This is a genomic window from Candidatus Nanopelagicales bacterium (assembly GCA_028687755.1).
In the GTDB taxonomy this organism is placed as follows: Bacteria; Actinomycetota; Actinomycetes; order S36-B12; family S36-B12; genus UBA11398.
Genome location: JAQTZL010000003.1, coordinates 40,863 through 59,121, shown reverse-complemented (window position 1 = coordinate 59,121; position 18,259 = coordinate 40,863). Strand labels below are relative to the sequence as shown.

21 protein-coding genes and 1 riboswitch are annotated in these 18,259 nt (G+C 52.6%); of the genes, 13 read left to right on the top strand and 8 right to left on the bottom strand.

Features of this window, described 5'->3' with window-relative positions; translation table 11 throughout:
* Window positions 1-130 precede the first annotated feature (130 nt).
* The 6 genes from PHN51_05600 to PHN51_05575 all read left to right on the top strand — a co-directional run bounded on the left by PHN51_05600 (window position 131) and on the right by PHN51_05575 (window position 4,990).
* Window positions 131-781, top strand: coding sequence for a DsbA family oxidoreductase (locus tag PHN51_05600; protein ID MDD2818254.1), 651 nt, complete (start codon window positions 131-133; stop codon window positions 779-781).
* Window positions 778-1,356, top strand: coding sequence for a histidine phosphatase family protein (locus tag PHN51_05595; GenBank protein MDD2818253.1), 579 nt, complete (start codon window positions 778-780; stop codon window positions 1,354-1,356). Before PHN51_05600 ends, PHN51_05595 begins: the two co-directional genes overlap by 4 nt.
* Before the next feature lie 39 nt (window positions 1,357-1,395).
* Entirely contained in the window at window positions 1,396-1,596 is a 201-nt protein-coding gene (locus PHN51_05590; GenBank protein MDD2818252.1) for a hypothetical protein, read from the top strand.
* 4 nt (window positions 1,597-1,600) lie between these two features.
* Window positions 1,601-1,716, top strand: a riboswitch (TPP riboswitch).
* Complete coding sequence (locus PHN51_05585) at window positions 1,708-2,766, top strand: thiamine ABC transporter substrate-binding protein (GenBank protein ID MDD2818251.1); 1,059 nt, start codon at window positions 1,708-1,710, stop codon at window positions 2,764-2,766. Its footprint overlaps the riboswitch before it by 9 nt.
* Window positions 2,767-2,789: 23 nt before the next feature.
* Complete coding sequence (locus PHN51_05580; protein MDD2818250.1) at window positions 2,790-4,337, top strand: ABC transporter permease subunit; 1,548 nt, start codon at window positions 2,790-2,792, stop codon at window positions 4,335-4,337.
* Window positions 4,334-4,990 (top strand): ATP-binding cassette domain-containing protein, encoded by a 657-nt coding sequence (locus PHN51_05575; protein MDD2818249.1) that lies wholly within the window; start codon window positions 4,334-4,336, stop codon window positions 4,988-4,990. Before PHN51_05580 ends, PHN51_05575 begins: the two co-directional genes overlap by 4 nt.
* On the opposite strand, the gene PHN51_05570 is transcribed toward PHN51_05575, so the two are convergent.
* On the bottom strand, window positions 4,971-5,768 hold the full coding sequence (locus PHN51_05570) for an exodeoxyribonuclease III (GenBank protein ID MDD2818248.1): 798 nt from the start codon (window positions 5,766-5,768) through the stop codon (window positions 4,971-4,973). The two genes, PHN51_05575 and PHN51_05570, sit on opposite strands and share 20 nt — an antisense overlap.
* A 31-nt stretch (window positions 5,769-5,799) precedes the next feature.
* On the bottom strand, window positions 5,800-6,396 hold the full coding sequence (locus PHN51_05565; GenBank protein MDD2818247.1) for a hypothetical protein: 597 nt from the start codon (window positions 6,394-6,396) through the stop codon (window positions 5,800-5,802).
* 423 nt (window positions 6,397-6,819) lie between these two features.
* Here PHN51_05565 and PHN51_05560 point away from each other — a divergent pair, with 423 nt between their 5' ends.
* Both PHN51_05560 and PHN51_05555 read left to right on the top strand, forming a co-directional pair.
* Window positions 6,820-8,280: an MFS transporter gene (locus PHN51_05560; protein ID MDD2818246.1), complete on the top strand. Its 1,461-nt coding sequence runs from the start codon at window positions 6,820-6,822 to the stop codon at window positions 8,278-8,280.
* Window positions 8,277-8,828 carry a TetR family transcriptional regulator gene (locus PHN51_05555; GenBank protein ID MDD2818245.1) on the top strand — a complete coding sequence of 184 codons (552 nt, stop codon included), beginning with the start codon at window positions 8,277-8,279 and terminating at the stop codon, window positions 8,826-8,828. The genes PHN51_05560 and PHN51_05555 overlap by 4 nt, the downstream gene beginning before the upstream one ends.
* Here the strand turns inward: PHN51_05555 and PHN51_05550 are convergent.
* Window positions 8,794-9,279 (bottom strand): pyridoxamine 5'-phosphate oxidase family protein, encoded by a 486-nt coding sequence (locus PHN51_05550; protein ID MDD2818244.1) that lies wholly within the window; start codon window positions 9,277-9,279, stop codon window positions 8,794-8,796. The genes PHN51_05555 and PHN51_05550 overlap by 35 nt on opposite strands.
* A gap of 2 nt (window positions 9,280-9,281) precedes the next feature.
* On the bottom strand, window positions 9,282-10,031 hold the full coding sequence (locus tag PHN51_05545; protein MDD2818243.1) for an enoyl-CoA hydratase-related protein: 750 nt from the start codon (window positions 10,029-10,031) through the stop codon (window positions 9,282-9,284).
* A gap of 111 nt (window positions 10,032-10,142) precedes the next feature.
* On the opposite strand from PHN51_05545, the gene PHN51_05540 reads away from it, so the two are divergent.
* The 5 genes from PHN51_05540 to PHN51_05520 all read left to right on the top strand — a co-directional run bounded on the left by PHN51_05540 (window position 10,143) and on the right by PHN51_05520 (window position 14,674).
* A complete protein-coding gene (locus tag PHN51_05540) occupies window positions 10,143-11,246 on the top strand; it encodes an acyl-CoA dehydrogenase family protein (protein MDD2818242.1) in 1,104 nt (367 codons plus the stop codon).
* A complete protein-coding gene (locus PHN51_05535) occupies window positions 11,243-12,265 on the top strand; it encodes an acyl-CoA dehydrogenase (GenBank protein ID MDD2818241.1) in 1,023 nt (340 codons plus the stop codon). Before PHN51_05540 ends, PHN51_05535 begins: the two co-directional genes overlap by 4 nt.
* Window positions 12,262-13,047, top strand: a complete 786-nt coding sequence (locus tag PHN51_05530) for an enoyl-CoA hydratase-related protein (GenBank protein ID MDD2818240.1) — start codon at window positions 12,262-12,264, stop codon at window positions 13,045-13,047. The genes PHN51_05535 and PHN51_05530 overlap by 4 nt, the downstream gene beginning before the upstream one ends.
* A 113-nt stretch (window positions 13,048-13,160) precedes the next feature.
* Window positions 13,161-14,324 (top strand): fibronectin type III domain-containing protein, encoded by a 1,164-nt coding sequence (locus PHN51_05525; GenBank protein MDD2818239.1) that lies wholly within the window; start codon window positions 13,161-13,163, stop codon window positions 14,322-14,324.
* A gap of 8 nt (window positions 14,325-14,332) precedes the next feature.
* Window positions 14,333-14,674, top strand: a complete 342-nt coding sequence (locus PHN51_05520; GenBank protein ID MDD2818238.1) for a 4a-hydroxytetrahydrobiopterin dehydratase — start codon at window positions 14,333-14,335, stop codon at window positions 14,672-14,674.
* Here PHN51_05520 and PHN51_05515 read toward each other — a convergent pair whose 3' ends face one another.
* From PHN51_05515 to PHN51_05500, 4 genes are all read right to left on the bottom strand, one after another.
* Entirely contained in the window at window positions 14,675-15,130 is a 456-nt protein-coding gene (locus tag PHN51_05515; protein ID MDD2818237.1) for a VOC family protein, read from the bottom strand.
* Between the two features lie 10 nt (window positions 15,131-15,140).
* On the bottom strand, window positions 15,141-15,935 hold the full coding sequence (locus tag PHN51_05510; GenBank protein ID MDD2818236.1) for a thioesterase family protein: 795 nt from the start codon (window positions 15,933-15,935) through the stop codon (window positions 15,141-15,143).
* A gap of 139 nt (window positions 15,936-16,074) precedes the next feature.
* A complete protein-coding gene (locus PHN51_05505; protein ID MDD2818235.1) occupies window positions 16,075-17,346 on the bottom strand; it encodes an ABC transporter substrate-binding protein in 1,272 nt (423 codons plus the stop codon).
* Window positions 17,347-17,503: 157 nt separating this feature from the next.
* Window positions 17,504-18,250 carry an enoyl-CoA hydratase-related protein gene (locus PHN51_05500; protein ID MDD2818234.1) on the bottom strand — a complete coding sequence of 249 codons (747 nt, stop codon included), beginning with the start codon at window positions 18,248-18,250 and terminating at the stop codon, window positions 17,504-17,506.
* Between the last annotated feature and the right edge of the window lie 9 nt (window positions 18,251-18,259).

Genomic DNA, 18,259 nt, shown 5'->3' with positions numbered 1-18,259 from the left:
ATTGGAGTAGGCAGATTGACGCATGGGGGGCATGCGGGGGAACAGCGACTGACGCAAAGATGAACGACAGGTGAATTCGTGCCAAGGGGTACCTCTTGAGGGCTCAATCATGAGGGGGCAAGGTTGACCCATGCAGATTGAAATGTGGTCAGACTTGGTGTGCCCCTGGTGCTTTATCGGCAAGCGCCAGCTAGAAATCGCCCTCGAGCTGTTCCCCCACCGTGATCAGGTCACCATCAACCATCGGGCTTATCAACTCAATCCCCATGCCGAGCCCACGACCACGCCAACCACACAAATGCTTGCCGATAAATATGGCGTGAGCCTTGACGAAGCCAACGTAATGCTGCGCAATGTCAGCGATGCCGCCAAAAGCGTTGGACTCAACTACCAGCTTGAACGAACACTGAGCGGTAATACTCGCGATGGCCATCGACTCGTGCTGTGGGCGCAGCGCATTGATCACACTCGCGGGCAGCAACTTCTCGAGATTTTGCTCAGTGCTTATTTCGAACGCGGTGAATCCATTTTCGGTCATGAAACTCTCGCCGCCTTTGCGCCGCTTGCAGGTTTCGATGCGACAGAAGCGCTGACCTTCCTGCACTCGAATGACTTGATTGATGCTGTTCGTCGTGATCAGGAAATTGCACAAGCACTTGGCTGCACAGGTGTTCCATTTTTTGTGATTGACGATCGCTTCGGTGTTACCGGAGCACAGTCGAGTGAGCTCTTTGCATCGGCATTGCAGCAAGCCTGGGACTCAAGAAACACGCACCCATGACAGGGCAGATATTTTTGATTCGCCACGGCGAAACTGAGTGGAGCGTGTCGGGAAAACACACTGGTAGCACTGACATTTTGCTCACCTCCACGGGTGAGGACTCTGCAAGGAAACTCGCAAGCACTGTTCCCAAAAATCCTGATCTCGTTTTGAGTAGTCCGCTCACTCGCGCACAGCACACCGCATCGCTCGCAGGACTGGTCGTCACTCGAACTGAACCTAATCTGACCGAGTGGAACTATGGCGAATTTGAAGGTCGCACTACTGCTGAGATTCGCGCTGAACGCAACGAAAATTCTTGGCTCATTTGGGACTCACCGATTCCAAATGGTGAACAACTCAGCGATGTTGCAACTCGCGTTGATCGTGTAATCGCTGAGTCACTTCCTACCGTGCTCGCTGGCGGAACGGTAGTGCTCGTTGCTCATGGTCATGTATTGCGCATCCTCACGGCACGGTGGCTGGGTCTTTCCCCAATCCATGCCCGCTACTTCGCTCTCTCCCCTGCCACGATTTCCACCTTGGGCTTTGAACATGAACAACACGTGATCACCAAATGGAACTCCCTTACGTAGATACACGCTAGGTAATTTGGCTCTGTGTAGATTGATTCCGTGCAAACCAACGCATCCACTCCACGCCAGCTTCGTTTCGCTGTCTTCTTGCAGTCATTCGCAGCCCTATTGCTCATTGGAGCGGGGATTGTGCGCATCAACGCGACGGGTGTCGATGTGTGGGCAGTGGTTTTCCTCTTCTTAGGCCTGGTCGCTGCCACGGCAGCCGTGCTGATCGTGCGAGCAATCCGCAGGTCCTAGACTTCTCCATACCAAGGGGAGCTCGCATATTCGGCGGGCTGAGAGGGTGGACGCATCCACCGACCCACACAACCTGATCTGGGTAATGCCAGCGCTAGGGAAGAGGTCGAAATGTTTTCATCCGTGTTGAAAAAAATTGCCGTCATAGGGGCCGCAAGTTCACTTGCGCTCCTCGCCGCCTGCGGTTCCTCCCAAGAACAAGCCGGGCCAGCGACGGTCACGCTCCTTACGCACGACTCATTCGTGGTGAGCGAAGCGCTCGTTGCTCAACTCAAGAAAGACACCGGTATCACACTCAAAATCACCACAGCTGGCGATGCTGGCGCCATGGTGGCTGGAGCGGTTCTTGCATCCGGATCTCCAAGTGCCGATGTGATGTTCGGTATCGATAACACGCTTCTGACGAAAGCCGCGAATGCTGACGTGTTCGCTGCCTACACATCAACAAATCTCGATTCGGTAATTCCTGAATTGAAAACAGATACGGGTAACGGATTCGTGACACCTATTGATTACGGCGACGTATGCGTAAACATTGATGATGCTTGGTTCGCAAAGAACCAGGTGGCAATACCTACAAGTATCGATCAATTGACCTCTCCTGCTTACAAAGATCTTCTTGTTGTGCAAGACCCGGCAACTTCATCGCCAGGACTTGCATTCATGTTGGCCACCAAAGCCAAGTTCGGCGATCAATGGACCAACTACTGGAAGCAACTTGAGGCAAATGGGGTGCAGATATCTGGCTCCTGGACAGACGCGTACGAAAGCGCATTTAGTGCATCCGGTGGTACTCGCCCACTCGTCGTTTCCTATGCAACTAGCCCACCCGCGGAAATTGTGTATGCAGAAGACCCAAAGCCAACAAAGCCTTCAACTTCAGTGCTGACCGACGGGTGCTATCGACAAATCGAATTCGCTGGAATTTTGCGCGGAACCCAGAATGAAGCGGCCGCACAAAAAGTTGTGGACTGGTTGCTTTCACCGGAGGTCCAAGCCGACGTGCCTTTGTCGATGTTTGTTTTTCCTGCACGAGCAAATACCCCCCTTCCTGAGGTGTTCACCCAATTCGCTGCAAAAGTTAAAAAGCCCTTGCAACTCTCTGCCACTGACGTAGATGCCAATCTCAAAACCTGGCTCAATCAGTGGGGTCAGGTGATGGGTCGCTGAATTCACCAGCATGGTTGAGATGGGTGTGGGTACTCCCCGCACTCTTTCTCGGCATTGCGCTTGGCTATCCATTAGTCAGCGTTCTGCACCGTTCATTCGCTGACATTCAATCCATTGAGTTTTCCCCACAGTTGGGTATCGCTGCATCCGCAGCACTACAAGCGCTCATCAGCATGGTGGGAGCCTTGCTCATTGGTATTCCCATCGCTGGCGTACTCGCTACCTATCGATTCCGCGGACGGGCTTTCACGCAAGCGATTGTGACGGTGCCATTCGTACTTCCAACAGTCGTGATCGCTTTAGCGTTTCGTGAGTTGCTTGGGACGATGCTCAGCTCAGGTCTGCTACTCGTAGTGATCGCCCACATCTATATCAACCTCGCAGTTGTGGTGCGCATTGTTGGTGCAACCTGGCAACAACTTGATCAACGCATGCTGATCGCCGCTCGTAGCCTTGGCGCATCGCCATTTCGCGCCTTCATCACTGTCACACTTCCTCAACTTAAAGCGTCGATCACTTCGGCAGCGTCAATTGTTTTTGTCTTCTGTTTCACATCTTTAGGCGTTGTTCTCGTTTTGGGAAATAGCTCAACGAGAACTTTAGAGACTCAGATACTGCGGGAAACGTCTTTACTTCTCGACTTCCCCACTGCAGCCATCACTGCCATGCTTCAACTGATCGTGGTGACGATTGCTCTCGTTTTGGGAGCACGTGCATCAATGAATTCAACTTCGAAGATCCGCACTATTCGTTTCGCGAAAATACCAAAACCTCACGGGCTACGCACTCGCGTGTATGTCACGAGCATTGCTCTTGTCACTATCGTTCTTGTGACCTTGCCTTTAATTTCGTTAATCAATGGTTCACTTCACGACTCGAATGGATGGACTCTTCAGTGGTGGAGCTCACTCACTGATCTTGATGCAGGTACAACGCGCTTGGGTTCCCCCATCATGGCAATCGCCACGTCCTTGAAATATGCACTCATTACGGGGATTATCGCTGGTGTCATCGGCGTACTGGCTGCGATGAGCGTGCTCAGCCACCGTCTCGGGAGAGCGGTTTTACTGATCGCACTCGCACCCCTCGGAATTTCAGCGGCGACATTGGGCTTGGGCTTTATGTTGAGCTTTGGTCGCGCGCCGTTTGACTTGCGGGGAACGGATCTTCTCGTTCCTCTGGCTCATTCGATTGTGGCTGTACCTCTCGTGATCGCAGTTGTGCTTCCAACCTTGCGCGCAACTGACCGAAGAATTGCTATCGCAGCCAGTGCCCTTGGAGCTCGGCCCACTCGTGCCTTCTTTACTGCTTATGGCCCCGTGCTGCGAGTGGTTGCGATTGCCGCAGCCGGATTAGCGGCCTGTGTTTCACTCGGTGAATTCGGCGCAGCGTCGTTTCTGGCCCGCTCGAGTTCTCCAACTGTGCCAGTGCAAATTGTGAAACTGCTGCAACGACCAGGTGAACAATCATTTGGCGTCGCCTGTGCCCTCGCTGTGATTCTCGTCATCGGAACCTTGGCCTTAGTTGCCGCCATCGATAGTTTGGGAGCAAAGCGATGGAAAAAGTCATGAACACATTGCAATTACAAGGCTTGCAAGTCGGTTATGAGTCAACGCTGCTCACTGCAGACTTCACGACGAATTCAGGAATTGTGGCAATTCTTGGGCCGAGCGGATCAGGCAAGTCCACATTGCTGTCAACAATTTTGGGGAGCCAACCGCCTCTATCTGGATCCCTCTTCATCAATGGGTCAGACCTAACACATACACCTATACATCAACGCTCGGTTGGCATGGTGTTTCAAGACCCATTGCTCTTTGCGCATCTCAATGTTGAAGAAAACATCATGTATGGCTTACTGCGCCACCAAGTTGCCAAATCACAAGCTCGCGATGAAGCCAATGAACTCTTGGAGTGGGTTGGCATGGCCGGGTATGGCAAAGCATCAGTCCAGGAACTTAGTGGAGGGCAAGCTCAGCGAGTTTCACTTGCTCGAGCATTGGCACCGAACCCTGCAGTGCTGCTGCTCGATGAGCCATACAGCGCACTTGATTCTGATTTGCGAACTCGCCTTGCATCGGAAGTTGCTCTTCTCCTACGGGAGCGAAACGTTGTTGCAATTCACGTCACTCACGATGAAGCGGAAGCCCACAGCATTACGGAATCGGTTTACCGAGTTACAAATTATCAATTAGAAGAAGTAACTAGCGAAAATCAACGGTGAGAGGCGCGTGATCACTCCAGCGCTCCGCATAAGTAGCGGCTTTACCCACAGTTGCCGTATGCGCTCGCTCAGCTAATTTCGCCGTTGCGATCACATAGTCAATACGCCAGCCACCATCAGTATCGAAACCCTTACCTCGCCACGACCACCAGGTATACGGACCGGGGCCTTGGCCCCCGAGGATGCGCCCGAGGTCATGCCATGATTTTGCGAACCAGCGATCCAAGTAATCGCGCTCTTGACGCAGGAATCCAGAATTCTTTAGATTGCCCTTCCAATTCTTGATATCTACTTCGTGATGCGCAATATTGAAATCTCCACAGACCAACACTGGGTTTTTGCGGCGAGGTGACTCCAATTTCTTTAACCGCGCATCCATAGATTCAAGGAACACGTACTTCTCATCTTGCTTTGGGGTATCCACCTCACCAGCATTGATGTACACGGACACCACAGTGATGACACCGATTGCTGTCTCAACATCAACTTCAACCCAGCGCCCTTGCTCATCTAATTGAGCATCGCCAACAGTGATGCGCTTTGCAGGATTCTTCGTGAGTACCGCAACGCCAGCTCTACCCAATTGCGGGGCGGGTGAATGCTGCACGTGGAAGTGCGCAAGTGGTGAATCTTGCAACACAGCATGTAATTGTTCATGAGTTGCTCGAACCTCTTGAAGGCAAATCACATCCGCGTCAGCATCGGCCAACCATTCCAAGCCACCCCTGCGAGCTGTGGCACGAATTCCATTGACATTGGCAGTGATGACTCGAAGCATTTGAGCATCGTGCCAGATGGATCAATGGTTGTTAGCAACCGCGGTTGGTGGCCCGCCAATGTGACGCACCAGAGTTTGCGTGCTCCCAGTTATAGACGGTGCTAAATGCTGCGTCTTGCCAAAATCGTGTCCACTTATGCATCGGCGTTGTTCGTAGTCGGAGCATGGCAACTTCCGCTGCCTTTTCACCAAGTACCGACTTGAATTCAGGGAACATCATCCAAGTTGCTCCGCGTGCAAGGGCTGGTGACATTTGATACGCACCGCGATAGGTGCCGCTGTGTGACACAGAAAAATAATGTCCTGAACTCTCGCGACGCACGATGCATCGACGCACGCGTTCAAGTTTTGCGCGATAAAACTTGCCGCGATACAAGCTGGGCTGCACACCAGTGCGGTCAAGGGTGGCCTTGGAAACGAAGGCGAATTTCCAAGTCTTTGTGACAAGCGATGCACTTCGTGGGGTCATCTCCACCGCGGTGCGCGCAACCACATCTGTGGTCTGCCCCATTCCCGCAATCTCAGTTGTGGTGGTCAACGACTCTTCAGCGAAAGCAGGAGCTGCCATCGGGAAAAGCCCGACTCCTGCTGTGGCCGCCAGAACGGCGACCTTGTGCGCAATGCGCATTCGTCCTCTTCGATCAGCACGCCAGATGCGTGCATGGTGAAACCTCAGGTCCCTGTGCCCACGAGCCATCTGTCCGGCCAGCTGCACTCTCCAACATGCATGACCGCTATCTCGAATCTCACGAGATAGACCACAAGGGCCACGATGCTCCCAGCTGTTGCCGGGGAGTTTTCCGAAGGTGATTACTCACCTCATCTGGAATGACCATAGGAAATCGGTCTGACAGAACCAAGCAGGTTTTTGTCCACAGGGGTGGGTATATGTCGGCTTTGTCCGATATGAGGCGTGATCTGACCCACTCAGAACCCAATGTCCCCCATTCCCGGCTGTGACATGAGTCATGTCCGGTTTGCGGGCAATTGGCGTGGTTCTCGCGTGTGGTTGAATAAGTAAACATTCGTTCACTTCTAGGTGGGGCTCAGCATGCTGCAACGTCCAGGGCGCACCTTTTCGCCCGGCGTGGTGATTGCCGTTCTTGCCATCAGTGGCATGGCGGCCTCCTTAATGCAGACCCTTCTGGTTCCCCTTTTAGGTGATTTGCCGGAAATTCTGAACGCATCCGTGGATGACGTTTCCTGGGTGATCACCGCAACGCTGCTCTCAAGTGCCGTGGCAACTCCGACCCTGTCGCGCCTGGCAGACATGTATGGCAAAAAGCGAATGCTGATGGTCTGCCTGGTACTACTGCTCATCGGGTCGGTCATTGGTGCCGTGAGTGCAACCTTGCTCTGGGTCATTGTTGCCCGCATCTTTCAAGGCGCCGCGGCTGCGTTGATCCCAATCGCCATGAGCATCATGCGCGATGAACTCCCCGAAGAAAAACTCAGCTCAGCAGTGGCACTAATGAGCGCGACCTTGGGAATTGGCGCAGCTATTGGCATGCCGTTGTCAGGTGTGGTCTACGGACTTTTTGGGTGGCAGGCAATCTTTTGGGTGTCGGGCCTTTTCGCGGTGATCATGATGACCGCGATCGCCATTGTGGTTCGGGAATCGGAAATTCGCACCGGTGGAAAATTCGATTACCTCGGAGCCATCCTGCTTTCTGGTGCTTTGGCTGCACTCCTGCTTGCCATTTCAAAAGGCGGTTCATGGGGTTGGAGCAGTTCGCAAACCTTGTACACGTTTGGCGTCAGTGCTGCGATCTTTGCGATCTGGGTGCCCCTTGAGTTCCGCAATCCACGGCCTCTCGTTGATTTGCGCGTAAGCCTGCGGCGCCCCGTCCTCATGACTAACGTCACGTCAATACTTATGGGCTTTGCAATGTACGCAAACATGTTGGCAACATTCCAGCTCTTAGAAATGCAATCATCAACGGGTTACGGCCATGAACTCACCAGTCTGCAGGCAGGCTTAGTCATGATCCCCACCTCATTGACCATGGTGATACTTGCTCCAGTGTCTGCACGAATCACGAAAATCTTCAGCGCAAAGATCACTTTGATTACGGGCGCGGGGCTGATGGGCTTCGGTTACGTTTCTCGCGTGTTCTTCAGCGACACTGTGATGCTTATTGCGATCGCAGCCGTGATTGTTGCAGCTGGAACCGCTATCGCATTTGCTGCGATGCCTTTGCTCATTATGGGTGCAGTTCCGGATACGGAAACTGCTGCAGCTAACGGCCTCAATACCTTGCTGCGCAGCATCGGATCTTCTGTTTCAAGTGCGGCGATCGCCGGCGTGTTGGCTGTGATGGTTATAGAAATTGATGGCCAGAACCTGCCTACTGAGCATGCGTTCCAAGTGATCTTCATCTTGGCTGCTGCCGCATCAATCATTGGCGCATTCATCGCTACAGCTATTCCCAAACCAGAGCACAATGAACTTGAACCCATCGATCCAGAAATTGTTGAACAACTCAAAGAGTTACATGAGGAGAATCGATGAAGCCAAGTTCACGCGACCTAGTCATTGAAGCAGCGCGTCGATTGTTTGCCGAACGCGGATACCCATCGGTCACAATTCGCCAAATCGCAGCCGAAGCTGGCCTCTCTGCATCAATGGTGATGAAAGTCGGCGGCAATAAAGCCAAGATTTATGAAGACGCAGCACCAACAAGCTTGGATCAATTAGACACATCGACTCCTCGCGAGGAGATTGGTCAATCACTGGCTAACCGCGTTTTGCTACGGCGCAAAAACGACATGTCCGAACCGTGGGCGCAGGCTGTGTTCAGAACTGCAGATGCTCCTGACCCACAAGGGTCACGAGAAGAGTTCCAAGAGTGGGTGCGAACGTATCTGACGAAGTGGGTCGATCCAGGCCCAGATCTCGAGGCACGCGTCGAACTCTTGGCTTGTTTAATGCTCGGACTCGCCGTCGGATTGCGCACACAGCGTCTATTGAGCGAAACCTCTGATGAGTGGATAGCTGAGCATTACGGCCGACTATTGCAGCAAGTCATTGAGGCGGACGTAGTGCCGGGTTCTTTCTAAAATCCCAACTCGTAATTTTGGTTGGAGTTACTCGCAACCAACCGTGTCGTCCATCAACATGGAACGAGTCACTATTTGCGTATTTACGTGCGAAGGACAATTCAATTGGCGCAAGTTCCGCATTCGGTTTCGGCTCGCGCGGCACTTCTCCCACAACTGAGATGGTTCCCTCTATTTCCACACCGTGAAGTTCAAAAAAGTCGCGCCCTCCATCGACAACGATTGCTACGAGTGGGTGGCGCTGCAGATCAACCCAACGTTGACTTTTCACGATTGAGTTAAGCCAGAGATACGTTCCGTCCCAAATAAACCACAACGGCGTGACGTGTGGATTTCCATCTGCACCGACGGATGCCACTCGACACACTCGTTCAACTGAGAGATATGCATCGCGCTCTTCGGGTGTCATTGAAATTGCCACACTGCGCTTTTGCGCTTTCAAATCGCTCATTGCTAGCGACCCTTCCACTCTGGTGCACGTTTTTCAAAAAAGGCAGCATGGCCTTCCTTCATGTCTTCTGACTGGAGAATTGCATCGATTGCAGTTTGGGTTGCTTCCCACCCCGCAGCATCGTCATCTTTAAGTTGAGAGTTGATCGCCGTCAACGTTTGTTGAATTGAATAGGGCGATGCTTGGCAAATTTTTTCCGCCATGGCGATCGCCGCAGCAAGCGCCTGTTCTGGTGGCGTGACTTCTGCAACCAAGCCAAGCTCAAAAGCACGCTCAGCGTCAAGAATCAATCCAGCAATCAGCATTTGTCGAGCAACGTTGATTGGCAACGCACGCATTGCCCGAAAGAGCGCGCCTGAAGTCGCAATAACTCCGCGCTGAACTTCTGGAAGGCCGAACCTCGCGGTCGTTGACGAAACAATGAGATCGCAAGCAAGCGCGACTTCAAAACCGCCGCCTAGCGCATTGCCTTCCACTGCTGCGATGAGCGGCTTCTTTCGGTCGCGCCGGATGAGACCGTATTCGCCGCCACGCTCTGTACGACCCGCATCACGCGAACTGATGTCAGTGCCAGCGGAAAACATTGTTGAAGTACCTGTAAGCACGCCCGCCCAAAGTTCAGGATTGTCATCCAACTCATTTAGCGCGGCATCGATTCCAGCAGTGACTTCTGCATTGATCGCATTGCGCTTTTCGGGTCGATCAATGGTGACCACTAGCACTCGGCCATGAATCGCATGCTGCACAGTCACGAGCGCCACCTTATGACGCACCTGCCTGTGAATTGCGACAAATGAAGGATTCGATGACAAATCTCGCAACGATCGGTATCGTCCAACTGCTTGAACTATTGGAGGGGTGCGATGGCTGAGCTCGACCAGCTTCGCACTCGAGTGCGTGCATTTTTGGCACAGGAAATTGCCACTGGTGGCTTTACACCGCATTGCGATCCTTGGCTGATTGGTTTTAATCGAGAATTCAGCCTGCGTCTTGGTGCCGCTGGACTCCTTGGACTCATGCTCCCGACCCAATATGGCGGCGGCAGTGGCACCATGGCCGATCGCCTCATCGTGAGTGAAGAGTTACTTGCCGCAGGTGCGCCCGTCACAGCTCACTGGTTCGCTGAGCGTCAATTCGCACCCTCGGTACTTCGTCATGGCACATCAGAACAGAAAGATGAATGGCTTCCACGCGTCATCCGCGGAGAAATCTGCATTGCTGTGGGCTTGAGCGAACCCGATGCCGGTTCCGACTTAGCAGCGGTGCGCACGAAAGCCGAACGCACCGACGGTGGCTGGTTTATTTCTGGCACCAAAATCTGGACAAGCGGCGCACACCTTGCAGATGCGATCGTGGTCTTAGCCCGTATAAGCGGCGAGAAACATGAAGGACTCAGCCAATTCATTGTTCGACTTCCCAATAGCGACGTAAGTATTCGCGGGATCAACATGGTCAGTGGTGATCGTCATTTCAATGAAGTTCACTTCGAATCTACATTCGTTCCTGATGCCGATGTTCTAGGAGAAATTGGCCAGGGCTGGAAACAAGCAATGGAAGAACTCGCCTACGAACGCGTAGGACCTGAACGTTACCTTTCCACGCTGCCACTCTTGCAGGAACTAATTTCAGGTCTCGGAGAGAATCCTGAATCTAGCGCCGCACTCGGTGCAGTCCTCGCAGATATTCGAACCTTTCGCACGATTAATCAACGAGTCATTGAACATCTTGATTCGGGTAACACTGCAGCGATTGACATTCCCTTACTAAAAACCATCGGCACGAATTTCGAACAGTCGACGGTCCTCACGGCTCTCGCAATAGCGAACGATCCTTCGCGAACATCGGCGATTTCTGCCAAAGCTCAAGAGTTACTTCGTGAGGCTCAGTACCAAGCACCAAGTTTTTCTATCCGCGGTGGAACCAATGAAGTGCTTCGCGGCATCGTGAGCAAAGGTCTACTGCGATGAGCGCGATGGATTGGCCCCTCACCCCTGAGCGGCGAACGGTGGCCGACTCAATTCAACACATGTGTAGCGATGCAGATGCACTCACATTGATGAGTGATGCAGGAATTCCTTGGATTGGAATTGATGAAGCATTAGGTGGGTCGGGCGGGGATCTTCAGGATGCAGCTACCGCGATTCGCTCAATTGCCATGCAGGCTCACAGCGCACCAATTGCTGAGGCCCTGGTTGCCGGATCGGCTTTAGCTCAATGCGCGATGCAAATGCCGTCCGGTCTCCTGACTCCAGCATTCGCCGCTGACTCAACACTCGTGATCAACGATCCTTCAGGAAGCCCAACTCTGACAGGCATCATTCATGGGGTTCCCGCAGCTGACTGTGCGGAATTCATTGTTGTGCCTGCTGATAGATGGCTATGCCTTGTTCACACAGCCAACGCCTCCCTTGAGATTACTGACAACATTGCTCATGAACATCGCAGCAGTGTGACTTTCCAAGAAACGCCCGTTCACTCAATGGCGAAACTTCCCAGCGGCGTGTCACATCTTGATCTTTATGCTCAACTCGCATTCGCGCGAGCGATTCAACTTTCCGGAGCGCTCAATGCTGTTCGAGATTTGAGTATCGAATTTGCTAAGACTCGGGAACAGTTTGGCAAGCCGATCTCCAGTTTGCAGGTGATCGCGCATTACCTTGCGGAACTTGCCGAACTCGCACTCGTTGGTGAAGGCGCGATAGCGACTGCGCTTGAAGTACCAACAAGTCTCAATTTCGCCATCGCCAAGTCGGTTACCAGCCGGGCCGCAAGAGAAAGCTCACGCATTGCACATCAAATACATGGCGCCATGGGCATGAGCCAGGAATACGCATTAGGGAAATTCACGACGCGAATGTGGGCATGGGTGGAAGAAGCAGGGCGCCCAGAATTCTGGAACACCTACATTGGGCACACCTTCCTCAATCAATCGCACACTGATCTTTGGCTCAGCATTTCCGATGTAATAGAAGGTGAACGCACATGAGTGAAGAGGTCCTTTACGAGGTCAACGATGGCATTGCGCTGCTCACCTTGAATCGGCCACAACGCCGCAACTCCTTCACCCTTTCCATGATTCATCGCTGGGCAGATTTACTGATTGAAGCCAATACCGATGATGCCGTGCGAGTGATTGTCGTGACTGGTGCAGGTGGCGCTTTCTGCGCCGGCATTGATTTGGATGTGCTTGACACTATTGAACTCACAGCAAAAGCACGTCGGGATTTCCTCACTAATGAAGTTCATCGTGTGGCGCGAGCCGTTGAAGCGAGCGATAAACCCATCATTGCTGCAGTCGCAGGTGCAGCCGTTGGCGCTGGCATGGACATGGCGTTGATGTGCGATATTCGAATTGCGGCGCAGTCTGCAAGATTTGCCGAGTCCTACGTCAATCTCGGGCTCGTACCTGGAGACGGTGGTGGGTATTACCTTCCTCGACTCGTGGGTACCGCGAAAGCACTTGAACTCTTACTGACCGGCGACACGCTCACCGGGCAACAAGCCGCAGAGCTCGGAATTGCCAATCACGTTGTTACAGACGATGCGCTTATGGATACGACCAGGAATCTTGCAGCCAAGATCGCCGCCAAACCACCCATTGCCGTCAGATTGATTCGTCATACCGTCTATGAATCACAGCGCACAGACTTGGCAACTGCCCTTGACCTTGTAGCCAACCACATGGGTGTCGCAATGTTGACTCAAGACCATCAAGAAGCACTCGCAGCCTTCAGAGAAAAGCGTCCAGGCAACTTTCAAGGAAAATAGCGGCGCGCACTGGCGCTCATTCCTTACACAACCCTGACATTTCTCGGTTTACCGAGGGACCTTCAGAGGAAACCTTCAAGTAACGGCATCAGCCGAACTTAGGAGGAACCACCATGAAATCAGTATTGATGAGTGGTGCCGCATGCGCAGCGATAGTCGCTCTCTTTGGCACCACACCAGCCTTTGCCGCCACGGTTGCCCAAGAGCCGGCCCCCACAGTTATTGCAGTTGCAGCCCCGCGCGCCACACTCACGATCCTGGCGAATCGCATCAATGGAATTACGGTCACTGGCCACAACGGCGGTGTAATTACAGCGAAAGCGGCAGGTCACGTCACTAAGAGCACGCGGGTTTCAGTGAACACTCCTGCAGTGATCGACCGACTCGATGCGGGTACGAGATATCAAGTTCTACTCAACAACAAACGCATTGGTTTTGCCAATGTGGTCGGGCAGGTGGGTGCAACGCAGCAGCTGACTGTTGAGACGACTGATCAAGTTAATGAAGTGAGCCTGACCTGGAAACATGTCGTGAATAAAGGTGAAGGCGTTCCTGTGTCATTCACTGCTGCCGCGACGATAGGCAATTCTCGCGTTCCCGTTTCTAAAGTCGTCACCACTGATACGCACGCAATACTCAAAGGATTAAGTAAGACCGAGCGCTATACCTTTACTGTGACTGCGAGTAACTCAGCTTCAACTGGACGTGCATCAATTGCCGCTATGCAGCAAACCCTTGCTCAAATTTCAGGATCATTTGCAGAACCTGTCGCCGCACCAATAACGACCGTTCAGATTGCAGCCCCTGAACCAGTACCGGCTCCCGCACCCGCACCCGCACCGGCACCCGCACCGGAACCGGCCACGAGAACCATCTATGTGTGCCCTGATGGTTACACCGATGCAGGCGCACTATGTCAAAAGCTCTTGGCTTACACCTTCCACGATGTCACCACCACGAGTGCGTACACCTATCACCAGCAATTCGTGCAGACCGGATCGCACATTTCGTTTTCTACAGATGGGAGCAATGGTGGAACCTACTACGCAAAGGATGCTTGGAATTCCTCAGACGGCAGCGCCGAGGGATATTACGCAGTCATTCCGGATGGATACAACATCACTGTCAAAGACGCCCCACCAACCGGCTTCACGGATGACGGTGCGAAATACACCAAGACAGACAAGGTGAAGGACAACCTCCCATCTGGCTACACCGACAACGGAACCAGCTGGGTTACCACAACGGCAAAGATCGCCAAGGTAGTTCCTGCTTAATGGTTCGAGTGCGTGGATCGTTAATCATCACCGATCCACGCACTCTCATCTATGGTGGTGGGATGCGCCCACATCTGTTGAATGCATCTGAAGTTGAAGCACAGATTGATCAATTGCCTGAGTGGGAAAGCCATGGAACATCCATCTCGCGCACATTCACCGGCACTTCGTTCACGCAAGTCATCGATTGGGTTATCGCAATTGCGGCTGTTGCCGAGCAAATGGACCATCACCCAGATCTTGATATTCGATGGACGAAACTCACCATCGCACTCACCACACACGATCGCGCAGGTTTAACTCAGTTGGACTTCGATCAAGCTGCAGTAATTAATCAGATCTGCACGTAACTAGCCTCGAGCAGCTGCTTCTAAGCCAGAAATCTCGAACTTGGTCATCTTGAGCATGGCTTCTTGAACTCGCCCAGCGATACCTGAGTCACTATTACTTAAGTACTCGAACAACACAGATGGCACGATTTGCCAGGTCACACCGAAACGATCTGTAACCCAACCGCACTGCATGGGTTCTCCGCCTTCAATTAGTGCAGACCACAGGCGATCGATTTCTTCCTGTGATTCGCAAGTAACCATCCACGACGTCGCTGGAGTGAGAGCGTAGTGAGGGCCACCATTTATGGCCGTGAACGATTGACTTCCAATGGAAAACGACACAGAAAATACTGGACCATCATCACCTGCACGGTGAACACTTAGCACCTTTGCATCATCAAAGAGTGATACATAGAACTCCATTGCCACTTCTGCAGAATGCTCAAACCAGAGAAACGGAGTTATGTTGGTCATTTCCGTAACGCTACCCCTTGAGCGAGCGAGGCCGAAACAAAGACTCTTGCATAAGTTTGGCAACCATGGCTCCGCTGGCGTCAAACATCTCTCCCGAATACAAGCCTCGCCCATCATTAAGCGACTCACCTTGAAGTTGCATAAACATCCATGAATCCGCCTTAACCGGGCGCAAGAACCAAATCGCGTGATCCAAACTACTGAGTGCAACATCGTCGCGGCGTGGCACAAGTGTGAAAAGGCCGGTGAACATGTCAGAGATATACGTAACAACACACGCATGCAACAACGGATCATCGCCAAGATCAACAGAGGATTTGGTCCATACCTGACGAATCATGTCGCCGTCACTCGTTCCCGTGGGCTCCTGAAAATCAATGTCGCAGGTGCGCATATCGAGCACTTTCAAATCAGCTTCGTGCGGCTTTGGGAACGCGGGCAATGTTGAACCTTGGGCATCTGGTCCGTGTTCGCTCACATGGAAGGACGCGCTCATAATCAAAATCTCGCGGCCTTCTTGCATTGCACTTACCGTGCGAGCCGAATATGAACGACCGTCGCGATCGCGATGGACGTAATAATCTACTGGTTTTAGCGGATCACCTGCACGTAAGAAATAACAGTGCATTGAATGCGGGGTGCGGTCTTTCTCAACTGTCAATCCTGCAGCGCGCAATGCTTGAGCTGCGACTTGACCGCCATAGAGGTTCATCGGATCGGCGAACACCGTTGCTGCACGAAAAACATCACGCGCTGGCTCTTCGAGCGAAAGCAAATCAAGAAGCGCAGGCTTTTGGATTTCCATGGTGGCCTTTCAACAGCAGTTCGGCACTCATGTGAGCATTCCGATTCATTTCAGGCTATCAAGAATCTCGATTAGATATAGACCAACGAATGTGGGCTACCTCCTATCGGAAGTAGCCCACATTCGTTGATTAATGCAACTACGCCTTATTGATTGCCTGGCCCGTTGCCTTGTTGATCCAAGGAGCACACGTTGCGGCCTTGTCAGCAACGAGCTGGCCACTCTTCACAACACTGAACCACAAGCACCTTGGTGGGTTACCAAGTGGCGTGAGGCCTGGTGCGTAAGTGATGTACTCAGGGAGCATGCCACCAGCGTTGTAGTGATCAACGGTACGCAAACCATTGACAAATGAATCGCGAGTTGGGCATTTGCCTGCCTTCTTAAGCCCCATGATGAATTCATCAGCGACAATCCAGCCCACCGGTGCGGTCGCACCATAAGGGTTGAAGCCAGCACGAAGCATTGCGCTATTGAAGGTCTTCATCGCACGAACATTTGCCGTTGGTGGAACTGCCCCGTAGGTGGCACCGATAACACCTTCAAGTGACGCGGCATTCTTTGCGGCAATCGTTGGATCAGCAAGCGGGTTGATGAGTTGGACCTTGATGTTGGTAGCGCCCTGCTGCTTAATGGCGTTAGTGATCGAGATGCCACCATCAACAGACACCTGCTCGAATACACCATTTGCAGTTGAGTTCTTGAGGCGCAGAGCGGTTGAAGTTGCATCGTAGGCACCAACAGGAAGGTCAGTGAGCTTCAAGGCCTGCGTAGCTCCCATAGATGGAATGACAGCCCATTGAGCATTGGCAGATGCAATACCGCCTGCTGAAGCATGCGACAGCACCGCGATGTTGGTTGCGCCGCCATCCTTCAAACGCTGAATCGTTGCGCCTGATTCGTAATCGTTGTTCCACACACCTGTTGCACCGAAGACGTTGCGGTAGATGCCGTACGCCAAGTTACTGCGAAGGCCAGTAACAGGAACGTTACGGCTCACAAGGAGGGGGTACATCGTGTCAACGAGGCTTGCCACGGTGAAACCGAAGACATTGTCTTGATCAAGTGCCTTATTAGTGAGGTTGGTCTGAATGGCACCACTGCTCATGTCGTCATAGGTTTCCGTGACGAGCTTGCGACCGTTGACGCCACCCTTTGCGTTTTCTTGGTCAAAGCGCAGACGAACTGCCTTATCAAAGCCCGCGAAAGTAGACCCGTAAACACCGGTAAGGCCTGACATGATGCCCACCTTGATGGTGCCATTTTCAACACCAGGCGTTGGAGCACAGGTAACTGGCTTGGCAGGCGCTGCCGTTGCCGGCATCCCAACAGCTGCTACCAGCATCGAGGCACTTAGGCCACCCACAATGAGACCCGCAGTGATGCGTCCTCGCTTGGAAGAAATAGACATGCAAACCCTCCCGTTAATTCAGAGCGCTACCTGCGCCTGAGGAGCTTGCTGAATCAATGTGATCCAGACCACTTATATTGGAGAGTAGGGAATAGATTTGTGCTTCGCAACCAATTTATAAAAACGTTATAAATAGGTCCATTCAGTGGGATTTGCCTTACTTGCTGGCAATTCGCTCGACCTGACTGCGAATGCCTGCCCGCACGGTTTCATCCATCCATGCAGCGGCAACGTCCTTGGCAACATTGCCACCGATATTGGCGATGCATTGTTCAGTGGGTGCATGCAACGTTGATTTCACGAGGGCATAACTGATTGCTGGAATGTTTTTCAGCTCTAAAGCATTCGCGTGAGCGGATGTAAGAAGGCCCTCTGGTGCGACAACTTCATCAACAAAGCCTGCCGCTAAGGCTTCATCAATTTTCACTGCACGAGCACCCAACAGATGCATGCGCAATCCAGTGCCCATCACGTAACGAGCGACTTCAAGAAGCGCAGGAGGAAATGCCACGCCAACACTGAGTTCTGGGAGTCCAATAACTCCGGCCGCCATCATGCGGTAGTCGGTGGCAAAAGCAAGAAGTGCCCCACCTGCAATGGCTGCTCCTTCAACTGCAGCAACGACGGGTGCGGGATGGCGAAAGATCGCAAGTGTTGCATCTGTAAGTTCTTGAAGCAGCGCATCTGAGTAGTCGGCGCCTTCATCGAGTAGGCGACGCATATCTAGACCAGCAGAGAATGCGCGCCCATTTCCAGTCAGTACTACAACTTCATCTGGCGCAAGCCCGCTGAACACCGCATGAACTTCGGTAAGAAGTTCTAGATCAAGTGCATTGACCTTGCCGTGTTGCATAGAGACCAATGTGATCCCGCTATCGCGGGTTACTTGAACGCTTGAAGTCATCACAGTTCC